The organism is Mycolicibacterium sp. HS_4_1, from assembly GCF_054515875.1.
The window spans coordinates 226899-244398 of sequence record NZ_CM137261.1 but is presented as its reverse complement, the minus strand read 5'-3'; the positions used below and the strand labels follow the sequence as shown (position 1 = coordinate 244398).

The window sequence follows — 17500 nt, the reverse complement described above, 5'->3', positions numbered from 1 at the left end:
CGTTTTCCGTCGTGCCCTGCCGGCGCTGTACGCGCTGGGGCTGACGCTCGCTGTCACGGCGCCACTGCTGGCGCCCGGTTATCTGCTGCTGCGTGACGCGGTCTCGACACCGCGGTCCTATTTGTCCGACGCGGCCCTAGGCTTGTCCGAGGCCGCGCCCCGGGCCCTCCCGCAGGACTTCTTCCTGGCCGTCTTCTCCCGTGTCGTCGACGGCGGGGTGCTGGTCAAGGCGCTGCTGATCCTGGGTTTGTGGTTCGCCGGCTGGGGCGCCGCGCGGCTGGCCGCGGTGGTGCTGGACGCCGGTCTCGGCGGGCAACTGGTGGCCGTCACGATCGCGGTGTGGAATCCCTACGTCGCCGAGCGGTTGTTGCAGGGGCACTGGAGTCTGCTGGTCGGCTACGGCTGTCTGCCGTGGGTCGCGGTCTCGGCACTGCAGCTGCGGGCGTGGCACCTGGTGTTCTGGATCGCGCTGGCGGGGCTGACGCCGACGGGGCTGCTGCTCGCGCTGGTCGTGGCGCTGGTGTGTTCGCAGACCTGGCGCGGCAGATGGCTGGCGCTGACCGCGTCGGTTGGCGCCGCACTGCCCTGGTTGGTGGCGACGGTGGTCGCGCGCTCGGTGCTGCCGGTGGCGAGCGCCGGGGTGCCGGCGTTCGCGGCGCGAGCAGAGCCGGGGCTGGGGACGCTGGGCAGCCTGGCCGGACTCGGTGGCATCTGGAACGCCGGGGCGGCACCGGCGTCCCGGACGACGCTGTGGGCCGTGGTCGGAACCTTGGTACTGCTGGCCGTCGTGGCGGTCGGTGCGCGCCGGGCCTGGTCCGTCGCGGCGGCCCGGCCGCTGCTGGCGCTCGCGGTGCTCGCCGTGGTCGCGCCCGCGCTACTGGCGACCGAGCCCGGGTCCGCGTTCCTCGACTGGCTGATCCGGACCGTCCCCAGCACCGGCGTGCTGCGGGACGGCCAGAAGTGGGTGGCGCTCGCGACGCCCGGCTACGCCCTGGCCGGTGCCGCCGCCGTCGCGGTGCTGCGGCGTTGGCTACCAACGGCTTTCGCTGCTGCCGGGTGCTGCGGCGTGGTGCTGGCCGCACTTCCCGACCTGGCGTGGGGCGTCGGTGGCCAGCTCCGGTCGGTGCAGTATCCAGCCGGGTGGTATTCGGTTGCGGCGCACATCAACGCGGACCCGAAGCCCGTCGCGGTCCTGCCGCCCGACGTCATCCGGCAGTTCCCCTGGGCCGGGCCGGCGCCAGTGCTGGACCCGCTGCCCCGCTGGGTTTCGGCCGACGTGCTGGCGACCGGCGACCTGGTGATCGGGGGCCGGACCGTGCCCGGTGAGGGCGCGCGGGCGCGACGGGTGCAGGACATGCTGCTACGGGGCGCCGACGTGCACCAGTTGACCGCGGCCGGGGTCGGCTGGGTGGTGGTCGAGGGACCGGCGCCGGCACTGTCGCTGCCGATTGCTTACCGGGACAACGATATTGCGCTGTACCGGGCGGGTGGCACCGCGCCCGCGGCATCGGGACGAGCACTGCTGATCGCCGCACACGTGGTGTGGTTGGGCATGCTGATCGGCGGCTTGGCCGCCATGCTGATCCAGCGGTGGCGGGGACTCAGTACGCCCCTTCGCCGCGTGCCACCACGCTGATGGTCTTCAGGATGATCCCGACGTCGGTGAGCATCGACCAGTTGTCGACGTACGAAAGATCAAGGCGCACAGCCTTGTCCCACGACAGGTTCGAGCGACCGCTGATCTGCCACAGCCCCGTCACGCCCGGCTTGACGAGCAGCTTGCGCCTGATATCCCCGTCGTAGGTCTCGACTTCCCGCCGCAGCGGCGGCCGCGGACCGACCACGCTCATGTCCTGCTTGAGCACGTTGATGAATTGCGGAATTTCATCGATGCTGTAGCGGCGCAAGATCTTTCCGACCTTTGTGATCCGCGGGTCCTCACGCATCTTGAACATGACGCCGCCGGCCATCTCGTTCGAGGGCAGCAGTTCGTCGAGGCGCTTATCCGCGTCGACCACCATGCTGCGGAACTTGATCATCGTGAACGGTTCACCGTCCAATCCGATGCGTTCCGACCGGTAGAACACTGGGCCACGACTCGTGATCTTGATAGCGATGGCCGCGAGCACGAGCAGCGGTGCTGTCCCGATGAGCGCCGCCAGGGCGAATCCGAAGTCGAACGCCTTCTTCAAGAAACTCTTGGCGCCGTGATACTGCGGCTTCTCCACATGCAGCAGTGGCATGCCGGCCACCGGCCGCATCGTGAGCCGTGCGCCCGCCACGTCGAGCAGGCCGGGTGAGACCACCAAATTGACGTCGGACGCCTCGAGGCGCCAGGTGAGCCGCTGGATTCCGGCGACTCCGAAATGTTCGGCGTCGGTCAGCGCAACGGTGTCCGCGGCACATCTGTCGCCGAGCGCACCGAGGGCATCGTTCTCGTCGCCGAAGATCGGTATCACCCGATCACCGATCCTGATGACATCACCACGCGCGCTCGGATCGCCTGGGATACCGGCACCGATCACCACATAACCGTCGCCGGGATCATTCATGAGCTCGGTGGCCAGGACGGCGACGGCGTCCCGATCGCCAATGGCGAGAACAGATGTCAGGCATTCGCCCGCTTGCCGGCGAGCACGAAACCGGCGGCGCCACAGCTTGCGCCCGATCAACAGTCCGACCGTGCCCAAGGGGAACGCCAAGGCCAGATAGCCGCGCGCAATCTCGAGCCGCGAGAGCAAGGCCACGATCGCGATCACGCCGAACGTCCAGAAGGATGCGGCGACGACGCGGCGATACTCTTCGATGCCGCAGCCCAGGATCGAGGCGGAGCGGGCGTGGTGCAGCGTCAATACGCCGAGCCATAGGCACGCCAGCACCAGCGAATACCCGGTGTAGAGCATGGAAGTCGACGGGCCGTAGCCGTCTCCGCCGAATCGAACCCACTGCGCGAACAGCATGGCGAGGACGATGGTCACGGCGTCGGTGATCAGCACGCGACGCGCGTAATACGGCTGCCATACCGTGCGGGAACTCGTGAGCCGCGTGAGGCCGAACGTCGAGAGCGTCATTGGCAACCCCACATGTTCAACTCCTCAGAACCGTTGGTGCATCGATGGAGCGGTGAGTCCCACGCTTGCTAATTGCTTGAATGAGAAGGGAGTTCGGTGCGCAACGCATTACCGGACCCAGTCGCCTGAATCCGCTGTTTCGTGAGGACATCCGACAGGCGGAAGCCCGAAGGAGACCCTCTTAGCTATCAAATTTGACCTGTGCGTCAGTTTAGGTGTGGCGGTCACAATCCACGGCAAAACGACGGATATATCTCGCCGCCACGAACAATTTCCGAATTCGATCTTGACCCCGTCGGCAGCGCCTTCGCGGCCCCGGCGAATCCGTCAGACGATGCCTTCGACGAACTTCCCGTCCCGGACCGCCTCCGCGACGGTCAGCATCGCGGAAGCGCTTTGCGGCCACGAGAATTCGGTGGCCCGAATTTGAGCCTTGGCGCCCAGCTGGTCGCGCAGGACGTCGTCGGTCAGCAGGGTCTCGAGCGCGGTGACCAGACCCCGGTGGTCGTCGACCAGAAGGCCCGTCACACCATCGACGATCGAATCGGTGAGGCCGCCCGAGGACCGGTAGCCGACCGTGGGCACGCCGTGCTGCGCGGCCTCGATGACGGCCAGCGCCCAGCCTTCCTTGCGCGAGGGCAGCGCATGAACCCAAGCCCGTTGCAGCACTTCGTGTTTGGTGACTTCATCGACGTGGCCGTGAAACGTCACCGCGGAGCTGATGCCGAGCCGGCGCGCGTGCGCCACCAACCGCTCGTCCCACCAACCACCGCCGACGATGTCCAGGCGCAGGCCCGGCACCACCGGCGCCAGCAGCGCGACCACATCGAGCACGTCCTCGATCTGCTTGTGCGGCACCAACCTGGACAGCACCACGATGCGCGGCTCGGCCGCCCGCGGCAGCGCCAGGGACGCCGCGGGCGCAAGGTCGACCCCGTTGCGCACGACCGCGATCCGCGACGCATCGACACCCAGGTCCATCAGGTCCCGGGCCGACGGCAACGACACCGTCACGTACTGATTCTTCCGATGCAGACGGGGCGACAGCCGCGATTCCACGAACCAGCCGAACCTGCTCATCAGCCACCCGGCAACCGGCCACTGGTCGCGGTGGCAGTGGTGCACCAGCACCATGGCCCGCCGGCCGTACGCCAGCCGGGCCAGAAACGGGATGCCGTTCTGGGAATCGATCACCACGTCCGGCTTGACGCCGCGCAGCGGACCCACGCCGATACGGGCCAGCACCATGGCCAGTCCGGCCCAGATGTAGACCGAAAGCCGGCCACCGCCGCGGCTGATCCGGATGCCGTCGACGATCTCGGTGCGCGCGGCCCCGCGGTAGCGGGCCGTCCGCAGGGTGACCCGGACCCCGGACTCGGCCAGTTGAGCGCCGATGCGTTGCAGATACGTCTCGCTACCGCCGCCCTGCGGATGGCCGGTGTCGCGCCAGCAGAGCAGCAGCACCGACCGGATCTCGTCGCGAGATCCAGCGGACTGCTGGGGGTGGTCTGGCATCGAATGAAGGGTACCGGTCAGTAGGGTTGCGGAGTGAATCGCTGGGCAGCCAAACGACTGGTCACCACGCGCGAGCGGGCCACCCTGGCCCGCTCGATCCGACTGCTCGGCGAGTTCCGCTTCGAGCAGACCGACCCGGCCCGCTTCTACGGTGCGCTCGCCGCAGACACCGTCGCACTGGTCGAGGGCCTGTGGCGCGACCTCAACGGAACCGCGCCCCAGGGCATGACCGTGCTCGACGTCGGCGGCGGCCCCGGCTACTTCGCCACCGAATTCTCCGGCGCCGGAATGACGTACATCGGTGTCGAGCCCGATGAGGCGGAGGCGCACGCCGGAGCCGCCCTGGCGGCGACATCCAGCACGAGCCCGGCCGCACGACCCGACGGCGCCGGCACGTTCGTGCGCGCCTCGGGCATGGCGCTGCCGTTCGCCGACGACAGCGTCGACGTGTGTTTGTCGTCGAACGTCGCCGAACACGTCCGCGAACCATGGCTGATGGGCCGGGAAATGCTGCGGGTCACCCGGCCGGGCGGGCTGGTGATCCTGTCCTACACGGTGTGGCTGGGACCGTTCGGCGGACACGAGATGGGGTTGACGCACTACCTCGGCGGCCGGCGGGCCGCCGAGAGGTACACCCGCAAACACGGCCACCGGCCGAAGAACAACTACGGATCGTCGTTGTTCGCGGTATCAGCCGCAGCAGGTCTGGAATGGGCCCGCAGCACCGGCGCCCTGGTCGCGGCATTCCCCCGCTACCACCCGCGATGGGCCTGGCGTGCGACGTCTGTACCGGTGTTACAGGAGTTCTTGGCGAGCAACCTGGTGTTGGTGCTCCAGCCCAGCTGAACGACCTAATTGGAACAGGTTCTCGTTTGACGGAAAACTCGGTAGTGTGACGGCCATGACACAGAGCACGGCATTCAAAACCGAATGGGACCAGCTGTTCATCGGCGGTCAGTGGACCGCACCCTCGACGTCGGACGTCATCGAGGTGCACTCCCCGGCCACCGGCGAGCTCGTCGGCAAGGTGCCGCTGGCCGCCCAGGCCGACGTGGATGCCGCGTGTGCCGCCGCCCGCAAGGCGTTCGACGAGGGCCCCTGGCCCAAGATGTCCCCGGCGGAGCGCGCCGCGGTGATCGCCGAGGCGTCGCGCATCATGACCGAGCGCGCCGACGAGCTGAAGTTCCTGCTCTCCGCCGAGACCGGCCAGCCGCCGAGCATCGTCGACATGATGCAGTACGGCGCGGCGATGTCGTCGTTCAACTACTACGCCGGCGCCGCCGACAAGTTCCAGTGGAACGACATCCGCGACGGCATCTACGGCCAGACCCTGGTGACCCGCGAGCCCATCGGCGTCGTGGCCGCCGTCGCCGCGTGGAACGTGCCGTTCTTCCTGGCCGCCAACAAGCTGGGTCCGGCGCTGCTCGCCGGCTGCACCGTCGTGCTCAAGCCCGCCGCCGAGACCCCGCTGTCGGTGTTCGCCATGGCCCAGGCCTTCGCCGAGGCCGGCCTGCCCGAGGGTGTGCTGTCCGTCGTGCCGGGTGGCCCGGAGACCGGCCGCGCGCTGACCGCCAACCCCGAGATCGACAAGTTCACCTTCACCGGCAGCTCGGCCGTCGGCAAGGAGATCGGCAAGGTCGCCGCCGAGCGGCTCAAGCCCTGCACGCTGGAACTCGGCGGCAAGTCCGCGGCGATCATCCTCGAGGACGCCGACCTGGACTCCACGCTTCCGATGCTGCTGTTCTCGGGCCTGATGAACACCGGTCAGGCCTGCGTCGGCCAGACCCGCATCCTGGCGCCGCGGTCGCGGTACGACGAGGTCGTCGAGAAGGTGGCCGCGGGCGCAGCCGCCATGCAGGTCGGCCTGCCCGACAACCCGGCCGCCATGATCGGCCCGCTGATCAGCGAGAAGCAGCGTGAGCGCGTCGAGGCCTACATCAAGAAGGGCGTGGAGGAGGGTGCGCGCATCGCCACCGGCGGCGGCCGTCCCGAGGGCCTGGATTCCGGCTGGTTCGTGCAGCCGACGGTGTTCGCGGATGTCGACAACTCGATGACCATCGCCCAGGAAGAGATCTTCGGCCCGGTGCTGGCGATCATCCCCTTCGACACCGAAGAGGACGCCATCCGCATCGCCAACGATTCGGACTATGGCCTGGCCGGCAGCGTCTACACCACCGACATCCCGCGGGCCATGAAGATCGCCTCGCAGATCCGCACCGGCACCTACGCGGTCAACATGTATGCGTTCGACCCGGGCGCTCCGTTCGGTGGTTACAAGAACTCCGGCATCGGCCGCGAGAACGGCCCCGAGGGCATCGAGGCCTACTGCCAGGCCAAGAGTGTCCTGCTGCCGTTCGGTTACACCCCGGAGTAGTGCCCGGCCTTCGTCCGGATGGCCCGCCCCATGCCACGTCCTTCGCCCCTCGGGAGACGCGGCCGGGGTGGGCCATTCGGCTTTTCAGCCGCGGTGTTTTATCCCAGGCGGACCCCAGCTATCGCTGATACCGTCACGCCCGTCCGATGGTCCGGCAAACAATCTGGGAGGTAACGCATGGCCGTCTCTGTAGATCTGGAGAAGTCGCTCGACAAGGCATACGAGGAGAAGTCCCTCAAGGAAATCCTCGACGCATCGCCCGCCGCACTGGCTGGGGTCAGCGACTCCGACGCCGAGCACCTCGCCGCGGCATTCAACATCAAGACCGTGCGCCAGCTCGGCTCCAACAAGTACTTCGCCGTGGCCGCCGCGCTCGTCGCGCTGGAGAACGCCGGCTAGTTTTTCTGCGCAGGTTCTTCCCGCGAGCAGTCGCAAAGCTGTCCCTTTTCCTCGGAGAAGGGACAGCTTTTGCGTTCACCCACAAGCAGGCGCCCCCAGTTCGCGGGTGGGCTCGGGGCCTGCACCCTTGGGCCGGTCGGCGTGCAGCAGTCAAAATTATGGTTATTCGCATAGCTTTGGGAGGCCACCCCGTTCATCCCCGCGAAACGTCCCACGTCATGTGACCCGGAATACATTCTTTGGCCCGATGTGTTGAACGTTTTATGCTGAGACCCATATCAAGGAGGGCGCCATGTGGGTGGTCGAAGTCAACGTGAAAGGCCATCGCTTCACGCATACCGTCCTGGGCGCCAATGAACGGCTGCGCGAGGCGGCTCGCGGTGTGCAGGATCGGATGACGCAGCTGCGGAACCGGGTCACGCATTGACCGGAACTGCCACCAAGGCGGTCAACAAGCGCGGCGCCACCCGGGACCGGATGGTGCGCACCGCCGCTACCGTGCTGCGTGAGCGCGGTGCCGCCGGCCTGACCATCGACGAGGTGCTGGCGCGCAGCAGCGCGCCGCGCGGCTCGGTCTACCACCACTTTCCCGAGGGCCGCAGCCAGCTGCTGATCGAAGCCCTGCAGTTCGCCGGCGATGCGATCGCCACCCACATCGACGCCTCCGCGGCATACGGAGGCATTGCGCTGGTATGCGGGTTCGTCAACTTCTGGGACCAGCTTCTCGCCGACAGCGACTTCACCGCGGGGTGCCCGGTGGTCGCGGCCGCCGTCGCGTCGGGCGACGAAGCCCCCACCCTGACACCCATCGCCGCCGAGATCTTCGACCGGTGGCGCACCGCGCTCGGGCACGCCTTCTCGGCCGAAGGATTCAGCGATGCCGACGCGGCCGCCCTGGCCGTCACCTGCCTGGCCGCGCTGGAAGGCGCCGTGGTTCTGAGCCGGTCGTCACAGAGCGTCGAACCGCTGCACGACGTCGCCGACCAGCTCGAATTCCTCATCAAGGCAAAAGCTTTCGTGAAGAACAACGGCGTACCCACCGCCGGCGACTAGGCGTCCACGCGAGCCCAGCGCGCGCAGACGAAGTCCCCGTTGACCCCGGATTGCAGCAGCTTCCACTCTGAGCGCAGCGGCAACACGGGCGCGCCGGCACCCAACGAGCACGGCGCATAGGACACCACGAGTTCGTCCACCAAGCCGGCCGCGACGAACTGCGCCGCGACGTTCCCGCCGCCCACGATCCAGACGTCACGCTCCCCCGCCGCCTCGACCAGCGCCGGATGCAGTTTCGCGACATCACCGCTGACCGCCTGCACCGGATGGCCCTCGACGATAACGTCCGACCGGGAGGTGAGCACCCACGTCGGCTGGGGGTATGGCCAGTCGCCCGGCTCGTGCTCGACGACCCAGCGGTACGTCGTCGACCCCATGACCAGCGCACCCACCGACTTCTCGAAGGCCTTGTAGCCGAACGGCCCGTCGACGTCGATGTCGCGGGTGAGCAGCCAGTCCAGGCTGCCGGCGGAGTCCACGATGAAGCCGTCCAAGCTGGATGCCGTGTAGTAAATGGTCGCCATCGCACCGAGTATGCCGCGCCCCACCGACAATCCGGGGCGTCGCGATTACTGTTGCCCGATGGACGATTTCGACGCCCTCCGCGCCGACGACGATGAGCTGGCGGAACTGCGCCGCGACCTGCGCCGGTTCCTGGCCGAGGACGCACGGAAGTTCGGCTGGCAGCCCGGAGTCGACTGCTGGTTGTCGAAGTGGGACGCCGACTTCAGCGTGCGATTGGCAGAGGCCGGATTCGTCGGGCTGACGATTCCGGTCGAGTACGGCGGACGCGGGCGCAGCCACATGCACCGGTACGTCGTCACCGAGGAACTCCTGGCCCACGGCGCCCCGGTCGCCGCGCACTGGATCGCCGACCGACAGGTGGCCCCCGCCCTCCTGACCTACGGCAGCGAGGACCAGCGTCGCCGGCTACTACCCCGAATCGCTTCCGGTACTTTGCATTCCGCGATCGGCATGAGCGAACACGAGGCAGGTTCCGACTTGGCCGCCGTCGCCACCAAGGCCACCCGCACCGACGACGGCTGGCGCCTGAACGGCAGCAAGGTGTGGACCAGCGGCGCACACCTGGCGCACCAGATCGTCGTGCTCGCCCGCACCAGTCCCCTGGACCCAGACCACCGGCATGCCGGATTCAGCCAGTTCATCGTGCCCACCGACGCTCCCGGCGTCACCATCGAGCCCATCGTCCAGATGAACGGCGAGCACCATTTCAACGAGGTGCTGTTCGATGATGTCGCATTGACCGATGCCGACCTGCTCGGCACCGTCGGCGCCGGTTGGCACCAGGTGACCTCGGAACTGGGCTTCGAGCGCAGTGGGCCGGAGCGCTTCTTGTCGACGGCCACAATGCTTTTCGCGCTCATCGAAGCGTTGCGGGACGAACCGGGCGCCGATATCGGCGATCTGATGGCGCGAATGATCTCGCTACGCCAACTGTCCATATCGGTCGCCCGGGCGCTGACCGCCGGCCAGGATGCCGCTGTGCCCGCCGCGCTGGTGAAAGACCTGGGGACCCGGTTCGAACAGGATTCTGTCGAGATCGCCGCGGAACTGCTGGATCGCTACAACGGCCCCGACCGGCCGCGCCTGCAGGCGATGCTGGACACCGCCCGGGTGCACGCACCCCTGTTCACGCTGCGCGGCGGCACCAATGAGGTGTTGCGCGGCATCGTCGCCAAGAATTGGACCAAACAGGCGGCCGCGCAGCAGCATTCAGACGAATTCGCCGAACTGCGCGAGCTGGCCGAGCAGATCGGCCGGTCCGCGGAACCCGCGAGGACGCTACCGCTGACGTTCGACGACGCCCTGTGGCACACCGCCGAGAATTCCGGACTGACGCGGTTGAGCGGCGATGCCGACGCCGGCCCGGCTGCGGCGGCCGTCGTCCTGGGGACCCTGGCGCGCCATGCCGCTGCGGTGCCCATCGCCGAAACCGATGTGCTGGCAACATGGTTGGCCACCGCGGCCGGACTGCCGGTACCAGAATCGGGGCCACTGACGCTCGCCATCGATGAGGTCGCCACCTGGCCGCAGTGCGGGACGGTACTGGTGACCAAACGGGGGCCCGACGCCCTGTACGTCGGACTGCGCGGCGCACCGACGCTCATCGCCACCGGGCACAATCTCGCCGGAGAACCGCGGGCGACCATCGAATTCGACACCGCGGCAGACGATGTCGTCCAACTGCCGCTTGCCGTCGCCGACGAGTTGACCATCCGCGGCGCCTGGTGCCGCTGCGTGCAGATCGTCGGCGCATTCGACGCGGCCGCGCAATTGACCGTCACACACACCGCGAACCGGGTGCAGTTCGGCCGCCCCCTCGCCGGCTTCCAGGCGGTACAGCACTCGCTGGCTTCGATGCTCGGCGAAATCGAACGAGCCAGGGCCGCAACCACTCTGGCGGTCATCGCGGCCGCCCAATACGGCTTTGCCGACGCCCGCACCGCCTACGCCACCACCGTCGCCAAGGTCGCCGTCGGCCGCGCCGTCGCCCCGGTCACCACCATCGCGCATCAGCTGCACGGCGCCATCGGCACCACCGCCGAACATCCGCTGTGGCGCGCGACCATGCGCGCCCGCAGCTGGGCCGACGAGTTCGGTAGCACCAGTTGGCACGCGCGGCGACTGGCCGGCTTCACCGCCACGACCGGCGCCTGGGATGTGACGGTGGGGCGCATCTGAAACCCGTTGTGACCTAAGTCAATATCCGCAGCGAAAGTGGAGTCCGTCGGTTTGTGACGCCGGCCACTGCGTTACCGGCGGTCCCGGTAAAAACTTGACACATGTCTAAACTGAGCGGCGCGCTCGCAGCGCTCGCCGTCTGCACCGCCCTGCCCGCCGCCACCGCCGTCGCGGCGCCCGCGCAAGCCGCCACCGCACATCGGATGACCCTGATGTCGCGCACGTACGCCTGCGACCGGCAGCCGATCAATTACATGAAGTTTCGTTTCCCGGCAGCACTGACGGCAGAGGTCACCTCCGACGGCCGCACCGCTGTCGCCCACATCGAGATGCTCGACGGCGCACGCGACGCCCAGTACACCGTCCGGCTGATCCCGGCCCCGCACGCGACGCTGGGCTGCCTGCCCGGCGACCCGAGCATCGGCACCGCCGCGCTGAGCACCGATGGCTGGGGCAACGGCAGCTCCACCGTCCAACTGTCCGTCGCCCCCGGCACCACCGGCGTCTGGGTCGCGGTTGACCTGCCGTCGCCGCATTCGCAGAGCCCCGCCGAGTTCTACAGCAGCGACTTCGTCGCCTCGGTCTGACAATTGTTCGACCCCAGCGGCCGAGACAAACGATCTTCCCGGTAGAAACAAACACATGTCCTACCGGGAGATCGTGACGTCGCGGCGGTTCACCGGCCGTCAGGCCGTAGTGCTCGCCGCTGCCCTACTGCTGGCCGGGTGCGCAGGCGACAAGCAGCCTGCGCAGCCGACCACGTCGACATCGAGCGCTCCGGCGCCGAGTACGTCGGCCGCACCGAGCACGCCGGATGCGGGCGCGCCGCCGTCCCCCACGAGCCGTCAGCTGGACGGCGGGACCTGCCTGCAACTCACCAGCGCGGTGGTGAACCTGATGTCCGGCACATCGGCCGACGATGCCAAAGCCGCCGCCGACACCATCAATGGGTTCCATCCGCCGGCCGATGTGCAGACCGCCGTGACACATTTCGTCAAGACCAACGGCCTGCACACCACCGACCCGGACCGCACTCAGTTCAGCCGCACGCTCAACAACTGGGTTGAGCAGCAGTGCCCGGTGCAGCCGCCGGAGAAAAAGCCCAAGTAGCGAAGGTCAGCTACCGGTCCACTGCGGAGCACGCTTCTCGGCGAAGGCCACCGCGCCCTCGCGGGCGTCCTTCGACATGAAGATCGGGCCCAGGATGGCGCCCTGCTTCTCCCACTTCTCCGCGTCGGACCAGTCGGGTGATTCGACGATGATGCGCTTCGTCGCGGCGACGGCGAGCGGGCCGTTGGCCGTGATGCGCTCGGCCAACGCGAGGGCGGCGTCGAGTGCGCCACCGGGCTCGGTCAGCTCGTTGACCAGGCCCAACTCGTGGGCCCGCGTCGCGGTCAGGTTGTCGCCCGTGAGCGCGAGTTCCATGGCGATGGCGTACGGGATGCGCTGCGGCAGCCGCAGCAGCCCGCCACCACCGGCGACCAGGCCGCGTTTGACCTCAGGGATACCGAACGCCGACACGTTGGAGGCGACGATCAGGTCGGCCGACAGCGCCAGCTCGGTGCCGCCCGCCAGCGCGTAGCCCTCGACCGCCGCGATCAGCGGCTTGGCCGGCGGGCGCTGGGTCAGGCCGAAGCCACGGCTCGACAAGATGTTCTCGCCCTTGGCGAAGGCCTTCAGATCCATGCCGGCACAGAACGAGCCGCCGGCGCCGGTCAGCACGCCGACCGACAGTCCCGGGTCCTCATCCAGGCGGTCCGCGGCAGCGGCCAAGCCGTTACTGACCGCTGCATTGACAGCGTTCTTGGCTTGGGGCCGATTGATGGTGATGATCAGTATGCGGTCGCGCTGTTCGACGAGGACGGCATCTTCGCTGGTGGCTTCTTCGGTCACGACGGTGATGCTAGCCACAGGGGATTGGCGTCCGGCGGTCAACCAGTGAATAATCGAAAATTAGAACGCGTTCTAGTTTTTGCCGCAGCCAGAGGAGAAACCGTGGCCAAGCTGCCCGAAATCACCAAATTCGACCCGGACCTGACCGAGAAGGTCATGGGGATTCTCCGACCGCTGCTGAAGGTCTATCACCGCTCCGAGGTCCGCGGATTGGAGAACATTCCGCTCGGCGGCGCGCTGGTGGTGAGCAACCATTCCGGCGGCATGCTGCCCATGGACGTACCGATCTTCTCGTCGCACTTCTACGACAAGTACGGCTACGACCGTCCCGTCTACACCCTCAGCCACGCCATGCTGATGGTCGGCCCGACCGCGGACTTCTTCAAGAAGACCGGCTACATCCTGGCCAGCCACGAAAACGCAGACGAAGCGCTGCGCTCGGGCGGCCTCGTCGTCGTGTTCCCCGGCGGCGACTACGACGTGTACCGGCCGTCGGCCGATGCCAACAAGATCGACTTCGACGGCCGCAAGGGCTACGTGAAGGCCGCGATCAACGCCGGCGTGCCGATCGTGCCGATGGTCGGCATCGGCGGCCAGGAGACGCAGCTGTTCCTGACGCGCGGTGAGCGCATCGCCAAGGCCCTCGGCCCCATCGCGCGCGCCGCTCGGACCAAGGTGGTGCCGGTGTCGGTCGGCCTGCCGTTCGGGCTGTCTGCCGTGCTGCCCTTCAACCTGCCGCTGCCGTCGAAGATCGTCATGCAGGTGTTGCCGCCCATCAACATCGAAGCCGAGTTCGGTGCGGACCCCGACATCGACGCCGTCGATGCGCGGGTCCGCAAGGTCATGCAGGACGCACTCGGTGAACTCGCCGAAGAGCGTCGCTTCCCGGTACTAGGCTGACGGGTCGTGGGCATCACCGACAGGCTGACCGCGACCGCCGGGCTCGTCACCACCATGGTGCGGGCCGGTGTCATCGCCCCACTCCGCCCGGACAAGTACGTGCGGATCGCCGGTGCCATGGCGCGCGAAAACATGAGCGTTACTTCGGGTTTCGCCAGTTCCGCGCAGCGCTGCGGTAACCGGCCGGGCCTCATCGACGAGCTGGGCACGCTGACGTTCGGTGAGCTCGACCGGCGTGGCGATGCGTTCGCCGCCGCCCTGCAGACCCTGCCGTCCGCCAAGGTCGTCGGCATCATGGCGCGCAACCACCGCGGCTTCGTCGACTCACTGATCGCGGCCAACCGCATCGGCGCAGATGTGTTGCTGCTCAACACTTCCTTTGCCGGTCCGGCGATGGCCGAGGTCGTGGCCCGAGAGAACGTCGACGTCATCATCTACGACGAAGAATTCACCGCGACGGTGGACCGCGCTTTGGAAAACCGGGCGGGGCGTCCCGAAGTGACCCGGATCGTGGCGTGGACCGATACCGAGGACCACCCACTGACTGTCGAGTCGCTGATCATCGATCACCTGGGGCTGCAGCCCCGGCGCACCGGCGAGAAGAGCCGGGTGATCCTGCTGACCTCGGGGACAACGGGAACTCCCAAGGGCGCCAAGCATTCCGGCGGCGGCCTGGACGCGTTGAAGGCGATCCTGGACCGCACGCCGTGGCGCACGGAGGAGACGACCGTGATCGTCGCTCCGATGTTCCACGCCTGGGGCTTCTCGCAGTTGGCGTTCGCGGCGTCGATGGCCTGCACCGTGGTCACCCGCCGCAAGTTCGACCCGCAGGCCACCATGGCGCTGGTGGACAAATACCAGGCCACCGGATTGTGTGTGGTCCCCGTGATGTTCGACCGCATCATGGAACTGCCGGACCACATCCGCAATCGCTTCAGCGGTCGGTCATTACGGTTCGCCGCGGCCTCCGGGTCGCGCATGCGGCCCGACGTCGTCACCTCGTTCATGGATCAGTTCGGTGACGTCATCTACAACAACTACAACGCCACCGAGGCCGGCATGATCGCCACCGCGACGCCGGCTGACCTGCGCGCCGCACCCGACACCGCCGGCCGTCCCGCCGAGGGCACCGAGATCAAGATCCTGGACGCTGACCTCAAGGAGCTCCCGACGGGCGAGGTGGGCACCATCTATGTGCGCAACTCGACGCAGTTCGACGGCTACACCTCCGGCGCCACAAAGGATTTCCATCAGGACTACATGTCGTCAGGCGACGTCGGCTACGTCGACACCGCCGGCCGCCTGTTCGTGGTGGGCCGCGACGACGAGATGATCGTGTCGGGCGGCGAGAACGTCTACCCCATCGAGGTGGAAAAGACGCTGTCCGCCCATCCCGAGGTGGCCGAGGCCACGGTGCTCGGCGTCGACGACGAGCAGTACGGCCAGCGCCTGGCGGCGTTCGTCGTATTGACCGACGGAGCTTCGGCCACCGAAGACGCCCTGAAGCAGCATGTGCGGGACAATCTCGCCAATTACAAAGTGCCACGGTCGATTACGGTGCTGGCAGAGCTGCCGCGCAACAGTACCGGCAAGATCGACCGCCGCGAACTGAAGGCACTGGCCAATGGCGCGTAAATCGGTAACCCTGTTGCGGGCCGTCGTCGGCCTGGTCAACGCCACCAACGCCGCCAGCCCGCTGGCCCGCTCCGGGAACCCCGGCATCGTCGCGTTCGCCTACGGCTGGCCGTCCAGTGAGGCAGCCGGCGTCGTGCTCAGTTCCTCGGTGCTGTCCGCGACCCGCCGGGGCCGGCGCGGCGATTTCTCCGGCACCAGCGGCCGGATCGCATTGGGTATCACCGTGATCACCTGGGCCATCCTGGGATTCATATTCAATCGCAGCCGAAGTTCGCGGCCGGCATTCGAGAAGCCGTTGCGTGACGTGATCGGGCCGGGCAACCCGGCCGACCCGGGTGTGCCACGCCTGCCCGGCATCGGGCGCACCATGCTGTCGCGCCGCAAGTACAACAAGAAGACCGTGAAGTACGGTCCGCACCGCGCCAACCTCGCCGACATCTGGCGCCGTCCCGATGTGCCTCTCGACGGTAAAGCCCCTGTGCTGCTGCAGGTTCCGGGTGGTGGATGGATGCTCGGCGACCGCCGACCGCAGGCGTACCCGCTGATGGGCGCCCTCGCCGACCGCGGGTGGATCTGCGTGTCCATCGGCTACCGCGTCAGCCCGAAGCACCAATGGCCGGCGCACATCATCGATGTGAAGCAGGCCCTGGCCTGGGTCAAGGAGAACATCGCCGACTTCGGCGGAGACCCCGAGTTCGTCGCGATCAGTGGCGGCTCGGCGGGCGGCCACTTGTCGTCCCTGGCCGCCCTGACTCCCGGAGATCCCCAGTGGCAGCCCGGTTTCGAGGACGCCGACACCTCCGTGGTGGCCGCGGTTCCGGTGTACGGCCGGTACGACTGGTTCGGCTTCGAAGGCCCCGGGCGCCCCGAGATGATGCGGGCCCTCGAGCAACTGATCATCAAGAAGCGGTTCGCCAACGATTCGCAGGTGTTCCTGGACGCCTCACCCATCACCCGCATCGGCCCCGACGCCCCGCCGTTTTTCGTACTGCATGGCACCCACGACACGCTGATCGACGTCCAGGAGGGACGGGACTTCGTCGCGGCGCTGCGGGAACAGTCGCCGGCGCCGGTGGCGTACGCGGAGATTCCCTACGCGCAGCACGCATTTGACATCTTCGGCTCGGCACACGGCCGCTACACCGCCGAGGCGATCACCCGATTCCTGGAATGGGTGCGGGCCGAGAAGGGGCGCGCCGCGGTCCCCACGGACGACGTCGGGTAGCCGGCCGTCCGGCCAGCCGGCGCGGTACGTGACCGCGCCGCCCTCTCATGGACATGTCCGATCTGGACCTGTCACCAATCGCTGACATTGTCACCGTCGGTTGACGATCACCGTTCGAGTTCTCAAATCGCGAGCGACGCTCACCCCCGTTCGGTCCGCGCTCTCATGGACACGTCCGACCTGGACCTGTCACCAATCGCTGACATTGTCACCTCGGGTTGACACTGTCAGCCCGAGGTGACGACTCCCAGCCCGAACCCACTTGGAGACAGGTCGCATCGGTGTCGGTCACGCGAAACATGTCGGTCCCGCAACACATACTTTCCACAGTGATCGACACCGAAAGGGACCCGCCATGCCCTACCCAGCCCAGCGACTCTGGTGGGAACCACAACAACGCCGTCCGACGCGCGAAGAGATCGATGCTGCCGCCGATGCCTTCCGAAGGGCAAATGGTCTTGACGATGATGACGACGATTGGTCATTCGACGACGAACCTGCGGAGCCCGATCCAATAGCCGCGGACGTATTCGGCGGCATCAGCCGACAAGCGCTGGCTCAGGCTCGCGACAATCTCGACAGCGCCAAAACGCAATACGAGCAGGCTGTCCGCCAGGCCCGCGCCAACGGATGGACCTGGGCCGAGATCGGACGAATCATGGGCGTATCACGGCAGGTGCTCCACAAACGATTCCGCAATCGCCCGCCGGACTGACCAGCCACGGGGCAAAC

General features: G+C 67.6%; 17 protein-coding genes and 1 pseudogene. 14 read left to right on the top strand and 4 right to left on the bottom strand.

The window, feature by feature from the left end:
* The first annotated feature begins 16 nt into the window (after positions 1-16).
* Complete coding sequence (locus ACX12F_RS01090) at positions 17-1636, top strand: MmpA family trehalose lipid delivery protein (protein ID WP_459370576.1); 1620 nt, start codon at positions 17-19, stop codon at positions 1634-1636.
* Here the strand turns inward: ACX12F_RS01090 and ACX12F_RS01085 are convergent.
* Complete coding sequence (locus ACX12F_RS01085; protein WP_459367886.1) at positions 1602-3083, bottom strand: sugar transferase; 1482 nt, start codon at positions 3081-3083, stop codon at positions 1602-1604. The two genes, ACX12F_RS01090 and ACX12F_RS01085, sit on opposite strands and share 35 nt — an antisense overlap.
* Positions 3084-3398: 315 nt before the next feature.
* Positions 3399-4586 (bottom strand): glycosyltransferase family 4 protein, encoded by a 1188-nt coding sequence (locus ACX12F_RS01080; RefSeq protein WP_459367885.1) that lies wholly within the window; start codon positions 4584-4586, stop codon positions 3399-3401.
* 33 nt (positions 4587-4619) lie between these two features.
* Here ACX12F_RS01080 and ACX12F_RS01075 point away from each other — a divergent pair, with 33 nt between their 5' ends.
* The 5 genes from ACX12F_RS01075 to ACX12F_RS01055 all read left to right on the top strand — a co-directional run bounded on the left by ACX12F_RS01075 (position 4620) and on the right by ACX12F_RS01055 (position 8412).
* Entirely contained in the window at positions 4620-5432 is an 813-nt protein-coding gene (locus tag ACX12F_RS01075; RefSeq protein WP_459367884.1) for a class I SAM-dependent methyltransferase, read from the top strand.
* 55 nt (positions 5433-5487) lie between these two features.
* The gene (locus ACX12F_RS01070) at positions 5488-6960 is read left to right on the top strand and encodes an aldehyde dehydrogenase (RefSeq protein WP_459367883.1); all 1473 of its coding nucleotides are present in this window, start codon (positions 5488-5490) and stop codon (positions 6958-6960) included.
* Between the two features lie 177 nt (positions 6961-7137).
* Positions 7138-7359, top strand: a complete 222-nt coding sequence (locus ACX12F_RS01065; protein ID WP_459367882.1) for a hypothetical protein — start codon at positions 7138-7140, stop codon at positions 7357-7359.
* A 292-nt stretch (positions 7360-7651) separates the two neighbouring features.
* Positions 7652-7786, top strand: a complete 135-nt coding sequence (locus ACX12F_RS01060) for a hypothetical protein (protein WP_020103445.1) — start codon at positions 7652-7654, stop codon at positions 7784-7786.
* Entirely contained in the window at positions 7783-8412 is a 630-nt protein-coding gene (locus ACX12F_RS01055; protein ID WP_459367881.1) for a TetR/AcrR family transcriptional regulator, read from the top strand. Before ACX12F_RS01060 ends, ACX12F_RS01055 begins: the two co-directional genes overlap by 4 nt.
* Here the strand turns inward: ACX12F_RS01055 and ACX12F_RS01050 are convergent.
* On the bottom strand, positions 8409-8936 hold the full coding sequence (locus tag ACX12F_RS01050; RefSeq protein WP_459367880.1) for a dihydrofolate reductase family protein: 528 nt from the start codon (positions 8934-8936) through the stop codon (positions 8409-8411). The two genes, ACX12F_RS01055 and ACX12F_RS01050, sit on opposite strands and share 4 nt — an antisense overlap.
* 58 nt (positions 8937-8994) lie before the next feature.
* Here ACX12F_RS01050 and ACX12F_RS01045 point away from each other — a divergent pair.
* The 4 genes and pseudogenes from ACX12F_RS01045 to ACX12F_RS01030 all read left to right on the top strand — a co-directional run.
* Positions 8995-10113, top strand: a pseudogene (locus ACX12F_RS01045) (acyl-CoA dehydrogenase family protein); the annotation flags it as partial.
* A complete protein-coding gene (locus tag ACX12F_RS01040) occupies positions 10090-11115 on the top strand; it encodes an acyl-CoA dehydrogenase family protein (RefSeq protein WP_459370575.1) in 1026 nt (341 codons plus the stop codon). The pseudogene ACX12F_RS01045 and the gene ACX12F_RS01040, both read left to right, overlap by 24 nt.
* A 101-nt stretch (positions 11116-11216) precedes the next feature.
* Positions 11217-11702: a hypothetical protein gene (locus ACX12F_RS01035; protein WP_459367879.1), complete on the top strand. Its 486-nt coding sequence runs from the start codon at positions 11217-11219 to the stop codon at positions 11700-11702.
* A 55-nt stretch (positions 11703-11757) separates the two neighbouring features.
* Positions 11758-12225, top strand: coding sequence for a hypothetical protein (locus ACX12F_RS01030; protein WP_459367878.1), 468 nt, complete (start codon positions 11758-11760; stop codon positions 12223-12225).
* Between the two features lie 6 nt (positions 12226-12231).
* On the opposite strand, the gene ACX12F_RS01025 is transcribed toward ACX12F_RS01030, so the two are convergent.
* Entirely contained in the window at positions 12232-13008 is a 777-nt protein-coding gene (locus ACX12F_RS01025; RefSeq protein WP_459367877.1) for a crotonase/enoyl-CoA hydratase family protein, read from the bottom strand.
* 156 nt (positions 13009-13164) lie between these two features.
* Between ACX12F_RS01025 and ACX12F_RS01020 the strand changes: the two genes are divergently transcribed.
* The 4 genes from ACX12F_RS01020 (at position 13165) to ACX12F_RS01005 (ending at position 17483) form a co-directional block, all read left to right on the top strand.
* Positions 13165-13908 carry a lysophospholipid acyltransferase family protein gene (locus ACX12F_RS01020; RefSeq protein ID WP_459370574.1) on the top strand — a complete coding sequence of 248 codons (744 nt, stop codon included), beginning with the start codon at positions 13165-13167 and terminating at the stop codon, positions 13906-13908.
* Between the two features lie 54 nt (positions 13909-13962).
* Positions 13963-15543 (top strand): acyl-CoA ligase FadD12, encoded by a 1581-nt coding sequence (gene fadD12, locus ACX12F_RS01015; protein WP_459370573.1) that lies wholly within the window; start codon positions 13963-13965, stop codon positions 15541-15543.
* A complete protein-coding gene (locus ACX12F_RS01010) occupies positions 15533-16768 on the top strand; it encodes an alpha/beta hydrolase (protein ID WP_459367876.1) in 1236 nt (411 codons plus the stop codon). The genes fadD12 and ACX12F_RS01010 overlap by 11 nt, the downstream gene beginning before the upstream one ends.
* Positions 16769-17123: 355 nt before the next feature.
* Positions 17124-17483 carry a hypothetical protein gene (locus ACX12F_RS01005; RefSeq protein ID WP_459367875.1) on the top strand — a complete coding sequence of 120 codons (360 nt, stop codon included), beginning with the start codon at positions 17124-17126 and terminating at the stop codon, positions 17481-17483.
* Positions 17484-17500: the final 17 nt, after the last annotated feature.

What these genes read in the sequence shown, in the direction of transcription:
- ACX12F_RS01050 (WP_459367880.1), bottom strand. Translation starts at nt 8,936, where the DNA reads ATGGCGACCATTTACTACACGGCATCCAGCTTGGACGGCTTCATCGTG.
- ACX12F_RS01070 (WP_459367883.1), top strand. Translation starts at nt 5,488, where the DNA reads ATGACACAGAGCACGGCATTCAAAACCGAATGGGACCAGCTGTTCATC.
- ACX12F_RS01030 (WP_459367878.1), top strand. Translation starts at nt 11,758, where the DNA reads ATGTCCTACCGGGAGATCGTGACGTCGCGGCGGTTCACCGGCCGTCAG.
- ACX12F_RS01005 (WP_459367875.1), top strand. Translation starts at nt 17,124, where the DNA reads ATGCCCTACCCAGCCCAGCGACTCTGGTGGGAACCACAACAACGCCGT.
- ACX12F_RS01035 (WP_459367879.1), top strand. Translation starts at nt 11,217, where the DNA reads ATGTCTAAACTGAGCGGCGCGCTCGCAGCGCTCGCCGTCTGCACCGCC.
- ACX12F_RS01065 (WP_459367882.1), top strand. Translation starts at nt 7,138, where the DNA reads ATGGCCGTCTCTGTAGATCTGGAGAAGTCGCTCGACAAGGCATACGAG.
- fadD12 (WP_459370573.1), top strand. Translation starts at nt 13,963, where the DNA reads ATGGTGCGGGCCGGTGTCATCGCCCCACTCCGCCCGGACAAGTACGTG.
- ACX12F_RS01010 (WP_459367876.1), top strand. Translation starts at nt 15,533, where the DNA reads ATGGCGCGTAAATCGGTAACCCTGTTGCGGGCCGTCGTCGGCCTGGTC.
- ACX12F_RS01080 (WP_459367885.1), bottom strand. Translation starts at nt 4,586, where the DNA reads ATGCCAGACCACCCCCAGCAGTCCGCTGGATCTCGCGACGAGATCCGG.
- ACX12F_RS01020 (WP_459370574.1), top strand. Translation starts at nt 13,165, where the DNA reads ATGGGGATTCTCCGACCGCTGCTGAAGGTCTATCACCGCTCCGAGGTC.
- ACX12F_RS01060 (WP_020103445.1), top strand. Translation starts at nt 7,652, where the DNA reads ATGTGGGTGGTCGAAGTCAACGTGAAAGGCCATCGCTTCACGCATACC.